Annotated in this window: 11 protein-coding genes; 3 read left to right on the top strand and 8 right to left on the bottom strand. The window is 71.4% G+C overall.

Annotated elements, in window-relative coordinates:
* Window positions 1-14: 14 nt before the first annotated feature.
* Window positions 15-419 carry a YbaB/EbfC family nucleoid-associated protein gene (locus tag GA0070608_RS25890; RefSeq protein WP_091631061.1) on the bottom strand — a complete coding sequence of 135 codons (405 nt, stop codon included), beginning with the start codon at window positions 417-419 and terminating at the stop codon, window positions 15-17.
* Between the two features lie 222 nt (window positions 420-641).
* On the opposite strand from GA0070608_RS25890, the gene GA0070608_RS25885 reads away from it, so the two are divergent.
* Complete coding sequence (locus tag GA0070608_RS25885) at window positions 642-2168, top strand: carboxylesterase/lipase family protein (protein ID WP_091631060.1); 1527 nt, start codon at window positions 642-644, stop codon at window positions 2166-2168.
* 95 nt (window positions 2169-2263) lie between these two features.
* On the opposite strand, the gene GA0070608_RS25880 is transcribed toward GA0070608_RS25885, so the two are convergent.
* The 5 genes from GA0070608_RS25880 to GA0070608_RS25860 form a co-directional block, all read right to left on the bottom strand.
* Window positions 2264-3673, bottom strand: coding sequence for an ABC transporter substrate-binding protein (locus tag GA0070608_RS25880; protein ID WP_091631059.1), 1410 nt, complete (start codon window positions 3671-3673; stop codon window positions 2264-2266).
* Window positions 3674-3693: 20 nt separating this feature from the next.
* Window positions 3694-4524 (bottom strand): carbohydrate ABC transporter permease, encoded by an 831-nt coding sequence (locus GA0070608_RS25875; RefSeq protein WP_091631058.1) that lies wholly within the window; start codon window positions 4522-4524, stop codon window positions 3694-3696.
* The gene (locus GA0070608_RS25870) at window positions 4521-5486 is read right to left on the bottom strand and encodes a carbohydrate ABC transporter permease (RefSeq protein WP_218107583.1); all 966 of its coding nucleotides are present in this window, start codon (window positions 5484-5486) and stop codon (window positions 4521-4523) included. Before GA0070608_RS25870 ends, GA0070608_RS25875 begins: the two co-directional genes overlap by 4 nt.
* A 251-nt stretch (window positions 5487-5737) precedes the next feature.
* Window positions 5738-6775 (bottom strand): nucleotidyltransferase family protein, encoded by a 1038-nt coding sequence (locus GA0070608_RS25865; protein WP_141719548.1) that lies wholly within the window; start codon window positions 6773-6775, stop codon window positions 5738-5740.
* A 278-nt stretch (window positions 6776-7053) separates the two neighbouring features.
* The gene (locus tag GA0070608_RS25860; RefSeq protein ID WP_091631056.1) at window positions 7054-12522 is read right to left on the bottom strand and encodes an ATP-binding protein; all 5469 of its coding nucleotides are present in this window, start codon (window positions 12520-12522) and stop codon (window positions 7054-7056) included.
* 476 nt (window positions 12523-12998) lie between these two features.
* Here GA0070608_RS25860 and GA0070608_RS25855 point away from each other — a divergent pair, with 476 nt between their 5' ends.
* Entirely contained in the window at window positions 12999-14222 is a 1224-nt protein-coding gene (locus GA0070608_RS25855; RefSeq protein WP_091636191.1) for a multidrug effflux MFS transporter, read from the top strand.
* A 56-nt stretch (window positions 14223-14278) separates the two neighbouring features.
* Here GA0070608_RS25855 and GA0070608_RS25850 read toward each other — a convergent pair whose 3' ends face one another.
* Window positions 14279-14809 carry an SRPBCC family protein gene (locus GA0070608_RS25850; RefSeq protein ID WP_091631055.1) on the bottom strand — a complete coding sequence of 177 codons (531 nt, stop codon included), beginning with the start codon at window positions 14807-14809 and terminating at the stop codon, window positions 14279-14281.
* A gap of 133 nt (window positions 14810-14942) precedes the next feature.
* Window positions 14943-15881: a DMT family transporter gene (locus GA0070608_RS25845; RefSeq protein WP_091631054.1), complete on the bottom strand. Its 939-nt coding sequence runs from the start codon at window positions 15879-15881 to the stop codon at window positions 14943-14945.
* On the opposite strand from GA0070608_RS25845, the gene GA0070608_RS25840 reads away from it, so the two are divergent.
* Complete coding sequence (locus GA0070608_RS25840; protein WP_091631053.1) at window positions 15880-17286, top strand: aminotransferase-like domain-containing protein; 1407 nt, start codon at window positions 15880-15882, stop codon at window positions 17284-17286. The genes GA0070608_RS25845 and GA0070608_RS25840 overlap by 2 nt on opposite strands.
* Window positions 17287-17304: the final 18 nt, after the last annotated feature.

Genomic DNA, 17304 nt, shown 5'->3' with positions numbered 1-17304 from the left:
ATCGAATGTGGCCATCAGAGGGCTCTCTCCGGCCTGACCGGGTGGTCCGTCCACCATCGTTCCTCATGTGCATAGGCCCGATCTTCGAAGGCGTCGACCTCGTGACGGGTGGTCGGGTACGGCTGCCCGTCACGTAGCTCGGAGACGTGGAAACGCTCGGCCCGGGCGGTCGCCACGATCTGCTCGGACGTGTGTGTGGCGGAGTGCTGCCGGGTTCGTTCGTCCAGCCGCAGGGCGACCAGTTGGCCGGACGAGTCGACGGTGGCCTCGACCATCCGGTCCGGGCTGCGTGCGGTGCCGGTCAGCGCCTGGATCCGCGACGTGAGCGATCGCGTGCGCCGCGCCCGGTCGGCGAAGGCCGCTTCCCAGTCGTCGACTCGGCGTGCCGCCGCGTCCAGCGCGGCCGCGTCCGCCCACATTCCGCCTCCCCATGGGACATCACCCGCTGACGGTCACCGTGATCACGGTGACGCTATCAACCGGTAGCGCTGCGTACTGTCCTGTCGCAGCGGGGGTGACGGAAGGGCAGAGACACCGACGGAGGGTGGTCGCGGTCGACGCGTCAGGGGTGGAGGTAGGTCCACCCCTGATGGGTAGGAAACCTCTTAGCGGGCGCCGTCGCCGGATGGAACCGTGGACGGATGCGAATCCTGACGACCATCGTGACCGTCGTCGCGCTCCTGGCGCTGCCCGCGCCGGCCGCCGCCACGCCCGCCACGCCCGCCACGCCCCGCACGGTGCGCACCGACACCGGCTGGATAGCCGGCACGGTACGCGGCGACCACCGGGTCTTCCAGGGCATTCCCTATGCCGCCGCACCTGTCGGCGAACTGCGCTGGCGCTCCCCGCAAGCCGTCGAGCCGTGGGCCGGCGTCCGCGATGCGACGCGGCCCGGCGACCGGTGCGCCCAGACGGCCGACATCTGGGGCCTGCCGGCCAGCGACAGCGAGGACTGCCTCTACCTCAACGTGACCGCTCCACGCGACGCCGCACCCCGCCGTCCCAAGCCGGTGCTGGTCTGGCTGCACGGCGGCAGCCTGACGAAGGGCGCCGGCAGCGACTACGACGTCACCCGTCTCGCCACCCGAGGCGACGTCGTCGTGGTCACCCTCAACTACCGGTTGGGGATCTTCGGCTTCTTCGGCCACCCGGGGCTGCCGGACGCCGGCGCGTTCGGCGTGGAGGACCAGCAGGCGGCGCTGCGGTGGGTACGACGCAACGCCGCCGCGTTCGGCGGTGATCCGGGCAACGTCACCCTGGCCGGCGAATCGGCGGGCTCGCACTCGGTGTGCGCCCAGCTCGCCTCCCCGGCCGCGGCCGGCCTGTTCCACCGCGCGATCACCCAGAGTTCCCCCTGTTGGGGCCAGGACGACCTGCCGAAGGTCATGGACGTGCCACTCTGGGTCCCCGCCTCGGCCCACGCGGGGCACGGGCAACTGGTCGCCGACCAGCTCACCTGCCCCGACGTCTCCTGCCTCAGGGGCAAGTCGGTGTCGGAACTCCTCGCACAGCCCGCACTGCCCCTGCCCGGATACGGCAACGTCGTGCTGCCGGAGGACCCGGCGAAGGTGTTCGCCGAGGGCCGCTTCCACCGGGTGCCGGTCCTGTCCGGCATCACCCGCGACGAGGGCACCATGTTCGCGTCGCTGGTGTACCCGAAGCTCACCGCCGCGCAGTACGTCGATGGCGTCACCCAGATCTTCGGGGACCGGGCACCGGCCGTCCTGGCCGCTTACCCGCCCGGCGACGTGCCCACCCAGGCCGCCGCCGCCTTGATGAGCGACCAGGACTGGGCGCGGTCGGCGCGGGACACCGACGACCTGCTGGCCAGGCACGTGCCGGTCTACTCCTACGAGTTCCTCGACCGGACGGCGCCGCCGCTGTTCCCGTACCCCGACGACCAGGTGCGGCCCCTGGCCTCGCACGGCTCGGAGCTGCCGTTCCTGTTCGACCCGTCGTGGGAGTCCGCTCCGCTGACCGACCGGCAGCGTCGGCTCGGCGATCTGATGATCGGCTACTGGGCGCGGTTCGCCGCCACGGGCAACCCCAACGGCCACGGCCTGCCGTCCTGGCGGCACCACCCGTACGTCCAGGGCCTGGACCTCGACCGGGTGGGCCGCTTCGACCGGACCGCCGCGCACCGGTTGACCTTCTGGGACGGACTCTGACCGGCAGCGCCGGGTCGGCCCGTGGGGCGACGTCGTGACGGTGCAGGGCCAGCCCTCGACGGGGGCTGGCCCTGCACCGGCGCTGACGGCAGGCGTCAGCTGACCGACTTGTTGTAGCTGTCGATGGCGCCCTGCACGCTCGCCGCCGCGTCCTTCATGGCCTGCTCGGCCGGCTTGCTGCCGACGATCGCCGCCTCAAGACCGTCCTCGGACGCCTTGCGGGCCTGCGGCATCACGCCCAGCAGGCACCCGGCCGACGCGACCGACGGTGGCAGCGCGTGCAGTTGGTCGACCGCGGTGCGGAACTGGGGGAACTTCGCCATCCAGTCCTTGTCGATCTGCTCGTCGAGCGCCTTGGCGTTGATCGGCACGTACCCGGTGCTGGTGTGCCACTTGGCCTGCTCGACCGGGCCGGCGGAGAACTTCGCGAACTCCCACGCGGCCCGCTTCTCCTTGGCGCTGTGGCCGACGCCGTTGACCCACAGCGAGGCGCCACCGATGATCGGCCCGCCGGTGGACGAGCTGCTCACCTTCGGGTACGGGGCGGTGAGCACGGTGAACTTGCCCTTCGAGGCGTCGACGTACCCGCGCAGCACGCTGGTGGACTCCAGGTGCATGGCGACCGTACCCGCCTTGAAGGCCGCCTGGGCGTCGTCGGTCTTGCGGCCGGTGTTCGTCGCGTAGCCGCCCTTCACCAGGTCCGTCCACCACTGCGCGACGCGTACGGCCGGCTCCTGGTCGAACTGCACCTTCGAGGCCAGGCCCTTACGCCCGTTGCTGTTGTCGCAGTACTCCTTGCCGTCGGTGGCGAGTAGCTGCTCCAACAGCCAGCCGTAGATGGCGGCGTTGAAGCCGTACTGGACGGTCTTGCCGCTGGCGTCCTTGACCGTCAGCTTCTTCGCCAGTTCGCCGATCTCGGTGAGGTCCTTCGGCGGCTTCGTCGGGTCGAGGCCGGCCCGCTCGAACGCCTCCTTGTTGAGATACAGCAGGGGAGTCGAGGAGTTGAACGGCATCGACCACAGCTTGCCGTCGACCGAGTAGTAGCTGGCGATGTTCGGCTCGATGTCGCCCGCGTTGAAGCCGTCCTTCTCGATGAACTTGTGCATCGGGACGACCTGCTTCGAGTCGACCATGAAGCGGCTGCCGATGTCGTAGATCTGGACCAGGGCCGGCGTGCTCTTCTGCTGGACCGAGGCCTTGTACTTCGCGATCGTCTCGTCGTAGCTTCCCTGGAAGACCGCCTTGACCTCGACCTTGCCCCCGCTCTGGGCGTTGAAGTCGGCGACGAGCTGGTCGACGGCGGTGGCGTTGGCCCCCTTCATCGCATGCCAGAACTCGATCGTGGTCTTGTCCGTGGCACCTTCCAGCACCTCGGCACCGGGCGCGTCGAGCGCGTCACTGCCGCTGTCGGTGCCGGACCCGGAGTCGCCGCAGGCCGTGAGGGCGGTGGCGGCCACCAGGGCGACGAACGCCGCCGCGGTACGGCGGAGCCGAGGTCTACGCATTGGTTCTCCTTCTCGATGGTTCAACGCAGCGCGCCGGCGGTCAGCCCGCGGACGATGTAGCGCTGACCGAAGATCACGACGGCCAGCGTGGGGAGCAGGGAGAGCGCGACGCCGGCGAGGACGAGACCCGGCTGCGCCGCCTCGGCATCGTTGAGCTGGGAGATACCGATCTGAAGCGTCTGGAACTCGGAGTCGCGGATCAGGATCAGCGGCCAGAAGTACTGGTTCCACGCCGAGAGGAAGACGTAGACCCCGACCGCCGCGATCGACGGCTTGGACAGCGGCACGATGACCCGCCACAACAGGCGCCAGTGACCGCACCCGTCGATGACCGCCGCGTCCCGCAGCTCGCTCGGGAACTGCAGGAACGCCTGACGCAGCAGGAACGTGCCGAAGGCCGAGGCGAGGAAGGGCAGCACGAGGCCGAGGTACGTCAGCCCACCGCGGGTCAGACCCCAGTCGGAGATCGCCAGGTAGTTGGGAATGATGATCGCTTCCCACGGCACCATGAGGGTGGCGAGGAACAAACTGAAGGTCGCCGCCTTCGCGGGCAGGCGAAGGAACGCGAAAGCGTACGCGGCGAAGATGCTGGTGATGACCTGCGCCACCGTGATGACCCCGGCCTGGACGGCGGAGTTCGCGTAGAAGCGGCCGAGCGGCACCGAGCGGAACACGTCGGTGATGTTCTGCCAGTGCAGTGCGCTCGGCACCAGCGCGGGCGGGTAGGTCGCCAGGTCGCCGGGACCCATCACGGCCCCGACGAAGCCGTAGTAGATCGGGAACAGGACGGGGATCGCGGCCAGGCCGAGCACGACGTAGACGGCGATCTGCCCGAGGCGGAGCTTCTTCATCGGTAGTGGACCCGCCGTTCGAGGATGCCGAATTGGACGGCCGTGCAGCCGAGCATGATGACCAGCAGCACGACGGCCTGCGCGCTGGCCGCGCCGAAGTCGGAGGAACCGAAGGCGAAGGCCTTCTCGTAGATCGAGTAGACCAGCGTCGTGGTGGCCTGGTCCGGCCCGCCCTTGGTCAGGATGTGGATCTGCCCGAAGCTCTGCAACGCGTGGATCGTGGACACCACGACAAGGAAGAACAGTTGCGGGGAGAGCAACGGCACGGTGATCCGTGTCGCCAGCCGCCAGCCGGTCGCGCCGTCCAGCCGCGCCGCCTCGACCACCTCGGGCGAGATGGCGGAGACTCCGGCGGAGAGCACGAGGATGTTGTAGCCGAAGTTCATCCACACCGTCGCGGCACAGACGGCGATCAGCGCGATCGACGGGTCGGTGAGCCAGTTGACCCGGTCGATCCCGACGGACCCGAGCAGGCCGTTCGCCACCCCGATCGCCGGGTTGTAGATGACGGCGAAGATGACCGACGCGGTCGCCACCGAGAACGCGAACGGCAGTGCGAACGCGGTGCGCAGCACCCGTACCCCGCGGATGCGCGCCTCCAGCAGCAGCACCACGAAGAGCGCGCCCAGGACGGCCGGCACCACCGAGAACAGCGTGAACAGCGCCGTCGTGGCCAGCACCTTGCCGAACTCCCCGGACAGCATGTCCCGGTAGTGCGCCCCGCCGACGTACTCGGACGCGGCGCCGAAGATGTCGTTGCCGTGCACGGACAGGTAGAGGGTCCGTCCGAGCGGCCAGAACACGAACAGGGCGAAGACCGCCACCGAGGGCAACAGCATCAGCCACGCGAGACCGTGCTCGCCGAAGCGTGCGCGCCGCACTTTTCGGGCGGTGGAGCGGGTGGATTCGGTAGTCAGGGAGCGGTCGCCCGGTGGCGCGTCGACGGTGGGAGGGGGAGGCACCGCAGCACCCTACCAACGACATCGAAGGATAGACATCATTTCGTCACGGTGTATCCGACATCGTGACCGGGCAGGCGTGAGCAGCGGCCGTCGGGCAGCGGCGGCATCGGGAGCCGAGGACTGAGACCGTGGTCCCCGGCCCGCACAGGCCGGGGACCACAGCGGAGACACCTACTACTTGGCGACGGCCGACGGGCGCGGCTTGACGCGGAACGCTCCCAGAATGATGTGACGCATCCGTACACCTCCTCTCAACTAGGTGCGGTCAGAGACCGGGCGTGGTCGAGGGCGTCCGTCAGTTCGTCCTCGTTCACGACCAGCCGTTCTGTCAGCAGGCAGGTGCCGACGGGCGTCGTCACCAGGCTGCTGCCGGCTCTGCGGTGGATGTCCACCCGGGATGGGGCGCCGGGCCGTTCGTCGAGCGGCATTCCGAAGCTGAGCCTGTGTACGCCCTGCCGATCGGGGCGGCGCAGGTCCTTCTCGCGGCGTGCCAGCGGCCGGAGCGCGTCGGCGGTGCGGCGCCATCGCTCGGACATGCTCACCCACTCACTCGCGCGGACGATGAGCTGACGCAGTTCGGGAGCGAGTGCCAGGCGTGCGGCGTGTTCGCAGATCACCTCGGTGAGGTCATCGCCCAGCCGCTGCTCCAGGATCTCGGCCAGGACCAGGAGATCCAGCAGATCCTTGATCCGGAACTTGCGCTGGAACCGTTCCTCGGCCACGGCGAAGAGCCCGCACAGGTCCTCCTCGGCGACGGGCGCGATCCGCACCGGGACCCCACGGAGGTCGCCGGCGAAGGTGAAGGTGGTGACGTCGGCGCCCATCGGCTTGTCCAGGTGCGGTTCGGCCGCGGGCCACTTCATCGCCACACCGACGTGCACCCCTTCGGGTCCCTCCAGGATGCTGACCCCCTGCGGTACGGCGCCCCGACGGTCGACCAGATCCCGTACGCAGGACCACAGGACGTCCTGACTGGGGGCGAACAGGTCGACGTCTCCCGACTGCCGCAACAGGCCATCGGGATAGAACCGCGCGATGGCCGGGCCTTTGAGGACTGTCGCCTGGTACCGGTCGGCCAACTCGACGCCGGTGGCGTGGAGTGTCTCGACGCGCTGTTCCCACCGTCGCAGGTAGGCGCCCTCAGCCTCGCTGAGCTCAAGGCCCCGGGCGACGGCGGACGAGAGCCAGGTGCCCAGAATTCCCTTACGGTTGGCCATGTCGGCGACGCGCCAGGTGTGCAGGTCCGGCGGTGCTCCGAGCAGGCGGTCCACGACGTCAAGGTCAACCATGAAGATCAACAGCCTCCCGGTAGTGAACTCCGGCGGACGGGTCGGTGACACCGCGGGTCAGGCAAGCTGGCCGGTCTCATTGCGAGGAGGATGACGCCGAGGGCCACATTTTTTCGATATGCCCATGTCGCGCCGTCCGCCGCCGGCGAGGCGCGCGACGGGGAAGGCGCCCGCACCGGGGCAGACGTATGACGTGTCTGCCCCGGTGCGGGCGCCAGGCATTCGAGCGGGTCGGCGGGGCACGCCACGGCGAGGTCCTCGCCGTGGCGCCCCGGCCGTCAGCCCAGGCGGGACTCGATGGTCTCGATGATGCGTGGGCGCAGTTCCGCGGCGCGGATCACGGCGTCGACGGAGCCGACCTCGACCGCGCGGTGGATGTTGTGTACGCGGTCGAACTCCGTGGCCACCTCGCCGAGCTTCTCCGCGCGGACCGACGAGCGAAGCTCGTCGAGCTCCGCGGTCAACGCGGCGCGGTCGGTGCCGGAGGTGGCCGCGACACGGGCCTCCAGGTCCCGCACGCGCGGGTCGGTCGCGGTGCGGGCGTTGACGTCGCCGGAGAACACCACCGCGGCGGCGGGGGCGCCGCCGAGCACCGAGGCGAACGAGCCTTCGAGTGCGAGCACGGTCATGTTCGGGTTCAGCGCCTTCGAGAAGACCACGAACGCGCCGCCGTGGTACCGCGAGATCACGCAGAACACGATGGGCCCGCGGAAGTTCACGATCGCGCGGCCGATCTCGGCGCCGTACTCCAGTTGCAGCTTCCGCATCGACTCCGGCGAGCCGTCGAAGCCGGACAGGTTCGCCAGCACGACCAGCGGTCGGTTGCCGCTGGCCGCGTTGATCGCCCGCGCGGCCTTCCTCGACGACTGCGGGAACAGCGTGCCCGCGGTGTAGGTGTCCGGGCCGTCGGTGGGCGGGAAGCCGCGCCGCGGCACCGCCCGTGACTCGATGCCGAGCAGGCACACCGGCATGCCCCCGAGATGTACGTCCTGCACCGCCACGGTCTCCGCGTCGGCCATGCCCGCCCACCGTTCCAGCACCGGGCGGTCCTGGTCGGAGAGCGCCCGCATCACGGTCCGGATGTCGAACGGCTTCTTGCGGTCCGGGTTGGCCTCGGCGGAGAAGATCTCACCGACGGTGGTGAAGTCGCTGCCGACCACGACATGCGGGTAGCCGGAGATGTCGCGGTCCACGGGGTCGGTCGTCCTCGCCCGCCGCGGCGTGTCCTCGCCGGGCGCGACGTACGTGTGCTCGTAGTGCGACATCAGCACGTCCCGCGCGGCGGCCAGGTTCGGCGCCCAGTACTGCGCCTGCCCGTTCGGGCCCATCACCCGGTCGTAGCCGCCGATGCCGAAGTTGTCCTCGGCCGACACCCCACCGGAGAAGTCGAGCGACTGCTTGCCGGTGAGAACCATCGCCGAGTCCGGCGTCATGACCAGGATGCCCCTGGTGTGCATGAGCATCGTCGCCTCGGCGTTCCAGTACGGCTGCGCGCCGACGTTGATGCCCGCGACCACGATGTTGATCTCGCCGCCGTCCTGGGTGAACTCGACGATCCGCTTGAGCGCCGCGGCCACCCAGTCCATGTTCTCCGTGCCCGACTCCATGGAGATCCGGGCACCCGAGGACAGCGCGTACCACTCCAGCGGCACCCGCATCTGCTCCGCCAGGTCGAGCGCGGCGATCACCCGGCGGCACTCCGGCTCCGACAGCGCGCCGAGCGACTTCGTCGGGTCGCCGAGCAGCACGACCCGGGTGACGCCCTGCGGGTGCCGCCGGGTGGGCGTGGCGACCACACCGGCGACGATCGCCGCGCTGTTGCGCCCCTTCGGCCGGTCGACCGGCACCAGCGCGTGGTCGTCGTCGAGGTCGTGCTCGACGAACCTGCCGAGCAGGCCGGTCAGCTCGTACGGGTACACCGCGTTGCGGCTGCTCGCGCGCAGCACCTTCTGCCGGTAGTCGTCGAGCGGCTCGACCGGCTCGTCCGACGGTTCGCCGACGGTGAGCGCGGGGCCGCCGGTGGCGTCGAAGGAGATACGCACCGTGATCTTGGTCAGCTCGCCGGTCCTCCGGTCGCGCTGCCGCGCGATGAACAGGATCTCCTCCAGCCCGGCGCCCGCGGTCGTCGGCAGCACCCGCCCGGCGATCATCTTCAGCTCCGCCCGGGTGATGTCGCTCGGCGGCCAGACGTAGACCACGATCCGGTTGGTGCTGAACCGGTTTCTCGACGGCCGCAGCGACTGCGCGCGGCGGATCGAGTCGAGGCAGGTGGCGAGGACGTCCTCGGCCGTGGGCAGCGCCACCAGCCTGCCGTCGTGCTCACGCAGCTCGGTCAGGTCGCGCACCTGCGCGAACGCGACGAGCCGGTCGTCCGACGGGTTCTCCCGCGCCACGCACTGGAAGAGGTAGACCTCCTCGTCCGACGACGGCAGCCGGGTGAGGTCGAACTTGCTCAGCCGCTCCAACTGCATCCGCTGCGCGATGTACGGGTGCAGGCCCCGGATCAGCCGCTCCTCGATCATCCCGATGGTCGACGGACGGAACGTGAAGTGGTGGTGCATCACCGCGCCGCCGCGACCCGCCACGGTGGTGGTGAGCCTGCGGACCTGGCTCGGCAGCGGATGCGCGCTGACGACCTCGTGCAGCGCCGCCGCCAACGCGTCGAAGTCCGCCGGCTGCTTCTCCCAGGCCAGATAGATGTCGACATCGATGGCGTCGTGGCCGCTCGCCAGCTCCGCGAGCCCACGCAGCGCGCTGCCCAGCGCGTCGAAGCTGACGGCGGAGGAGACCACCCACGAGTCCGCACGCTCGGCGACCACGAACGTGCAGCCCGCGACCTCGCTGGTGCGGACGCCGGTGAGGCCCTTGTTGCCGTAGTACCGCCGGGTGAGTACCTCCAGCATGACCGCGTTGTCCAGGTCGTCGCGGACTAGCCGCTGACCGAGCAGTCGCACCAGCGGCTCGGTGCAGCGCACCATCTCGGCGATGCGCCCGGCGCGGTCCGGCGAGTCCGGGTGCGCGTCCAGGTGGCGCAGGTGCCGGCGGACGTCGGCGTAGACACGGGCGCGGTTGCGCCGGAGCAGCGGCTGGGCGAACCAGGCGAACACGACGCCGCGAGCGAGATCGCAGACCACGGGGAAACGCACCTGCGTCGCGGCCACCAGCCGCTCCAGCGCGAGACCGGCGGGCTCGCGCAGCGTCTCGTCCGGCGGCGGCTCCCGCAGCCACGCGCGCAGCAGCGTCGCGACGACCGTGGCGTCGGCGGACGCGCGCTGCTGGGCGAGGAAGATCCGGAACACGGCGGCTTCGAGTTCGGGGCAGCGCTCCAGGTCGGTGACCCCGTAGTGCCCCAGCGCCTTGGCGAGCCTGGCCTGGAACGTCCCGGACAGCCCGGCCCGCTCGACGTCGAGGCACTGGAGGTAGGTGTGGAAGTACTCGCGGGCGCTGGGCACGTGGCCGGCACCGCCGCCGTCCTCGCCCGTCGGCCGGTTACGGCTCAGCTCCGTGAGGTCGGCGAACACGTCGACGAGTTCGAGCTCCTCGGCCAGCGGCCGGTGGCCGTCCTCGGTGGCCGTCCGGCGCGCGGCGAGATAGTCGTCGAGCAACCGGCGCTCGTCGTGCGGGTCGACGTCGAAGCCCAGCAGCAGGCTGCGCAGGTCCTCCTGACCGCGGGCGGCGCGATCCCGCGCCGGGATCTCCCCGGGCGCGACGGGCAGGTCCAGCTCGACGGACTCGACGGCCGAGGTGTCCTCCACCTCCGCCTCGGCGTCGTCGGCGAGCGGCTCCAGCCGCAGCATCGGTGCGCCGGCCTCCACCTGGCTGCCCACGGAGACGACGCATTCCTTCAGCCGCGCCCTGAACGGCGCCCGCAGCACCGTCTCCATCTTCATGCTCTCCAGCACCAGCACCGGCGCGCCCGCCTCGACCTCGGCGCCGACCTTCAACGGCGTGGCGACGACCAGCGCGGGCATCGGCGAGCGCAGGACGCCACCCTCGTCACGGCTGACCCGGTGCGCGACGCCGTCCACCTCCACGAGGTGGATCGGCCCGTGCGTGCCGATGAGCAGGCGGTACCGGACGCCGTTGACGACGATCTGCCCGGTGTGCCGGTCGAAGCGGTCGAGCTCGACGTCGGCGGTGCGGACGGCGCCACCCGCCTCGACGCCGACGCGGAACCGGTGCGCGCCGACCCGCGCGACGCGTACGCGGTAGCCGACGCCCCGCAGCTTGAGGTCCAGCGGCCGGCCGCTCTCGTGCTGCACCTGCGGGCGTCCGCCGAACGCCGTCGACAGCAGCCGCTGCCGTTCGACGCGTTCCTCCTCCTCGTACGCCTCGATGGCGGCGGCGGCCAACGCGACGGCGGAGTGCCGGTGCGTGACGAGCCTGCCCTCGCCCCGGACGCGGTCGATCCAGCCGGTGTCCGCGCTGGCGTCGATCACCTCGGGCTGGTCGAGCAGGTCGAGCACGAAGCTCTTGTTCGTCGCGCCGCCCTCGATGATCACGGTGGTCTGCGCCATCGCCCGGCGCAGCCTGCCGAGCGCCTCGTCGCGGTCGCGGCCGTACGCGATGATCTTCGCGATCATGGAGTCGAAGTCGGCGGGGATGGTGTCGCCCTCGCTGACGCCGGTGTCCACCCGGATGCCGGGCCCGGCGGGCAGGTCCAGTCGCGCGATGCGGCCCGGGGAGGGCGCGAAGTCGCGGTCGGGGTCCTCGGCGTTCAGCCGGGCCTCGATGGCGTGCCCGCGCTCCGCCGGCGGCTCGCCTTCGAGGCGCCCGCCCGACGCCACGTGCAGTTGCGCCTTGACCAGGTCGAACCCGGTGGTGGACTCGGTGATCGGGTGCTCGACCTGTAGGCGCGTGTTGACCTCGAGGAACGCGAACAGCCGGTCGCCGGGGTGGTAGAGGAACTCGACGGTCGCCGCGCCCCGGTAACCGACCGCGACGGCCAGCCGTTCGGCCGACGTCTTGAGCTCGGCCGTCTGCGCGGGGTCGAGCACCGGCGACGCCGACTCCTCGATGACCTTCTGGTTGCGCCGCTGCACCGAGCAGTCGCGGACACCGAGTGCCCACGCGGTGCCCTCGCCGTCGGCGATCACCTGGACCTCGACGTGCCGGGCGCCGGTGACCAGGCGCTCCAGGAACACGATGCCGCTGCCGAACGCCCGCGCCGCCTCCTGGCTGGTGCGCTCGTAGGCGTCGGCGAGTTCGGCCTCGTTCGTGACCACGCGGATGCCGCGCCCGCCGCCGCCCGCGGTCGCCTTCAGCATCAGCGGGTAGCCGATCTCGACCGCCGCCGCCAGGGCGGCGTCCAGGGTCTCGACCGCACCGCGGCTCCACGGCGCGACCGGCACGCCGACCTCCTCGGCGATCAGCTTCGCGCCGATCTTGTCGCCGAGCTTGCGCATGGCCTCCGGGCTCGGTCCGACGAAGGTGACCCCGACCTTCTCGCACAGCTCCGCGAACGCCGGGTCCTCCGCGACGAAGCCCCAGCCGACCCAGGCGGCGTCGGCCCCGGTCTCCACCAGCGCGCGCTCCAGGACCTTCAGGTCGAGGTACGGGCGCGCGGACGCGGGACCGAGATCGTAGGACAGATCGGCTTCGCGGACGAAGGTGGCCGTACGATCGACGTCGGTGTGCAGGGCGACGGTCTCGATCCGTGTTCCGGTCTCCGCGGCAATGTCCCGTACGGCGTGGATGAGCCGCATGGCGGCCTCACCACGGTTGACGATGGCGACACGACTGAACACCCGACCGAGCCCTCCTGTAGACCAATGATGCGCGTGCCGCGACACGGCGGCACCTTCGGCAGTGTCCACCCTCCTGTCTACGAAGCAGAAGGTCAGGGGTGCGAGTCTCATCGGGCGCGCCGCGATATAAGGGCCTTGACCTGTGAAAACACTGGTCGCAACCTCGACTCATTCCTGAGGCGTGGCGCGATCTTCCATCTGGTGGGACGTCGGGTGCCTCGACGCGGAGGAAACCCCTGGTGCCGCCGCGGATAGGGGTGCCGGGTGGAGGGCCGCCTGACCGTCACCGCTCGGCTGTGAGCTCCGTTACCTCACCGTCGACCGGGAATGAGATCACCGGATCCGGATTTGGAGCCAGATGTGACTCCCACACTGTTCCCGGCCTGCCCGAGCGACGAACGGTCGGAGACGATCCGATGACGGCCACCGCCCACGCTCCCGAGGGGCCGGCAGCCCCGCTGACGCCGGGTGAGCTGATGAGCTCCCGGCAACGCCTGCGGCTCGTCCTCGTCCTCGGGTCGCTGATCGCGGTGGGTCCGCTGACCATCGACATGTACCTGCCCGCGCTACCCGCGATCGTCGCCGACTTCCACACCACGTCGGCGGCGGTCCAACTGACCCTCACCGGCACGCTGGCGGGTCTCGCACTCGGCCAGTTGCTGATCGGCCCGCTCTCCGACGCCGTCGGCCGGCGCGCGCCGCTGATCGCCGGCATCGCACTGCACATCGTGGCGTCGCTGCTCTGCGTCTTCGCACCGAGCATCGCGGTCCTCGGCGTCCTGCGGGTGGTGCAGGGCCTCGGCGTGGCCGCGGCCTCGGTGGTCGCGATGGCCGTGGTCCGTGACCTGTTCGACGGCGCCGCCTTCGCCAAGCTGCTCTCCCGGTTGCTGCTGGTCATGGGGGCGGCGCCGATCCTCGCCCCGACCCTCGGCGGCGGGCTGCTGCGCTGGACCGACTGGCGTGGCGTGTTCGTGGCCCTGGCCGCCTTCGGCCTGCTGCTCGTCGTGGTCGCCGCGGTCGGCCTTCGCGAGACGCTGCCGGCCGACCGGCGTCAGCGCGGCGGCGTGGTCGCGACGATGGCCGTGTACGGCTCGCTGCTGCGGGACCGCACGTTCGTGGGCCTGGTCCTGGTCGCCGGGCTGGCCATGGCGGCGCTGTTCGCGTACGTGGCCGGGTCGTCATTCGTCCTGCAGGAGCAGTACGGCCTGGACGAGCAGCAGTTCGGGTTGGCCTTCGGAGCGGGCGCCGTCGGGCTGATCGCGGCGACCCAGTACAACGTGCGGCTGCTGCGCCGGCACTCGTCGCAACGGATCCTCGTCGTCGCCCTGGCCGTGGGAAGCGTGGCCGGGCTGGCGATGGTCGCTTTCGCGGTGACCGGGTTCGGCGGGCTGCCGAGTCTGCTGGTGTCGTTGTGGGTGGTGCTCGCGGCGGCGGGCCTCGCGATGCCGAACGCGCCGGCCCTGGCCCTGTCCCGCCACGGGGAAGCGGCCGGTACGGCCTCCGCCCTGCTCGGTGCGGTGCAGTTCGGCGTCGGCGCGCTGGCCGCGCCCCTGGTGGGCGTGCTGGGCACCGGCGCGGTCGCGATGGCCGTCGTCGTCGCGGGTGGCATGGTGGCGGCGACGGTGGTGCTGCTCGTCGTCGTGCGGCCGGCCCGCCTCGCCGACCTGGAGCCGGACCCGACGGTCATGGCGGCGCACTGAGGCTCGGCACGCCTCCCACGACCGGTACCCGTGCGCCGACAGCGCCGCCGCCGTGGTCAGCGCGGCTGCTCGGCGAGGTCCCGGATGCCCTGCAAGGTGGCCGTCATAGCATCCCGTAGGGCGGCCAGCCGGCGTGCGATGATCTGCTCCTCGTTCTCCGGGGCCTGGTCGATGACCATGCTGAGCCCGGTGCGGCCGGGGCCGATCCGCACGGAGTGGGCCAGCCGGCAGCCGTCGCCCTCGGCGGTGAGCCGGTACTGCCAGGCGGCACCCGGGTGCCCCGGGTCGGCGGGGCCGCCGCCGAAACGGTTGTCCGGGTCGAGCACCACCCAGCCGAAGACCTGCGGCTCGTCGAGCCGCACGATGTGCGAGACGGTGCGCCACTCGCCCAGCGCGGGATGCTGGTTGTGCCCCTCGAACCGGGCGCCGAGCGTCGGCCCCCGGGTGCCGTCCAGCCATTGCACCCGACGTAGCTCCGTACTGAACCGCACGGGCAGTTCGATGTTCGTGACCAGCTCCCACACCCGGGCCGGATCGGCTGTCAGGTGAAGGTCGCACTCGACCACCGGACCGTCGATGTAGCGCACGGCACCCTCCTTTGTGTCCTGTCGGTCCCCAGATCATGCCACCGCGCCGCCACCGTACGGATCGTCGACACGACCATGTGTCACCGTCGTCCGGTGGACCGCGAAGACCCGTTTCGCCATGTGACGCGTGTGGTCACGCCTCTTGCGCGGTGGGTGCCCCCGTGCTGTTGCGGTATCGCTGGGTCAGCAGGACGCAGACCGGCACCAGGAACGCCGCTCCGACCGAAGCCGGGGTGACGGCCTCGCCGAGCAGCAGCGCCGACCAGGCCAGGGTGAGGACGGGCTGGGTGAGCTGGATCTGTCCGACCCGGGCGATGCCTCCGCGGGCGAGGCCCGTGTACCAGGCGAAGAAGCCCAGGAACATGGAGACTGCGGCGAGGTAACCGAACGCCGTCCAGGCGCCGGCGTCGGCGCGCGGTGGATGAACGGCGGTGGCCACGGCCGTGACGGGCAGGGTGACGGGCAGCGAGAGCAGCAGTGCCCAGCAGATCGTCCGGGCGCCGCCCAGCTCGCGGGCGAGTGCGCCGCCCTCGGCGTATCCCAGTCCACACAGCACGACCGCCGCGAGCAGATACAGGTCGGCGAGGGACAGCGCACCGCTCACCGTGCCGTTGACGCCCAGAAAGGCCAGCACCGCCAGCAGCCCGCCGACGCTCGCGACCCAGAACAGCGGCGGCGGACGCTCTCCGGCGCGCAGCACCGCGAACACCGCGGTCATGGCGGGTAGCACGGCGATGACGACCGCGCCGTGCGCGGAGGTCTGCGTCGTCAGGGCCAACGAGGTGAACAACGGAAAGCCGACGACCACACCGAGCGCGACGATCGACAGGCGCCACCACTGACTCCGCGTGGGCCGGGGCGCGCCGGTGAACCTCAGGTACGCCCACGCCAACAGCGCCGCGCCGACGGCCCGGCCGAAGGCGACGAACCAGGGGCCGAGATCCTGCACGGCGATGCGGGTCATGGGCAGCGACATGCTGAAGGCCAGTACGCCCAGCGCTCCGAGGGCGAGCCCGACGGTGTGGTCCGCTGTTATCGTGCTCGCCGCAGTAACGCTACTCTTATCCCTCATGGGCAACGGTAACGCAGCAGCACGCGTCATCCACGATCTGCGTGGGCTCGTGGCCAGGGCGCAGCCGGGGGACCGGATGCCGTCGGTGCGTGAGCTGACCGCGCGGCACCACGCCTCTCCGGTGACGGTCACCGAGGCGGTCCGCCAGCTCGTAGCCGAGGGTGTCGTCGAGGCGCGATCCGGGAGAGGCACCTTCGTGGCCGCCGTGCCCGTGCCGGAGCGCGCGCCGGACCTGTCCTGGCAGACCGTGGCGCTCGGCCCTCGCCCACCGGGCGAGGAGGACATGCAGGCGTTACTGGCACTACCGCCTGCGGACGCGATACCGCTGTCCGGCGGCTATCTGGACCCGGACCTTCAACCGGCTGCCGCGCTCGGTGCGGCGCTCGCCCGGGCCGCCCGGCAACCCGCGTCGTGGCAACGCGGTTCCGCCGAGGGGCGCGAGGACCTACGCGCCTGGTTCGCCCGCCAGGCCGGCGGCGGGCTGGCCGCCCGCGACATGGTGATCTGCCCGGGCGGCCAGGCCGCGCTCTCCTCGGCGCTGCGTGCGCTGACCACCGCGGGGGACACCCTGCTCGTCGAGTCGCCGACCTACCTGGGCGCGCTGGCCACGGCCCGCGCGGCCGGACTGCGGGTGGTGCCCGTGCCCGCCGACGCCGACGGCGTACGACCCGACCAACTCGCCGCCGCGTTCACCCGTACCGGCGCGCGGCTGTTCTACTGCCAGCCGCTGTACGCCAACCCCACCGGCGCGACCCTGGCGACCCGCCGCCGTGCCGAGGTCGCCGCCGCCGTACGCGCCGCCGGGGCGTTCCTGATCGAGGACGACTACGCACGGGACCTCACCATCGACGGCGAAGCGCCGCCCCCGCTGGCCGCCGACGACCCCGACGGACACGTCATCCACCTGCGCTCCCTGACCAAGTCCGCCGCGCCCGGGCTCCGCGTCGCCGCGATCGGCGCCCGTGGCCCGGCCGGCGCCCGCCTACGGGCGGCCCGGCTGCTCGACGACTTCTTCGTGGCCGGGTCGCTACAGCAGGCCACGCTCGAGTTCGTCACCTCGCCGGCCTGGGCGCGTCACCACCGCGCCGTGCGCACCGCGCTGCGGGGGCGGCGCGAGGCATTGCTGGCCGCGCTGCGGCGGCACCTGCCCCAACTCGTCCCGCAGGCGGTTCCGCGTGGCGGCCTGCATCTCTGGGCCCGGCTACCCGACGGCACCGATGATGTCGCACTGGCCGCCGCCGCGGCCAACGAAGGCGTCGTGGTCTTTCCCGGGCGGCCGTGGTACGCCGCCGAACCCCCGGCACCGCACCTGCGCCTCACCTACGCCGCCGCGCCGCCAGACCTCATGGACGAGGCAGTCCGCAGGCTCTCCCGCGCCCTGGACGGCCAGCCGGCATCTTCGTGAACCGCGCCGTCAGGCTGC

It is taken from the genome of Micromonospora peucetia (assembly GCF_900091625.1).
Taxonomy (GTDB): domain Bacteria; phylum Actinomycetota; class Actinomycetes; order Mycobacteriales; family Micromonosporaceae; genus Micromonospora; species Micromonospora peucetia.
Note: the sequence above shows the minus strand (reverse complement) of the source record. Positions and strands in the feature narration are given on the sequence as shown.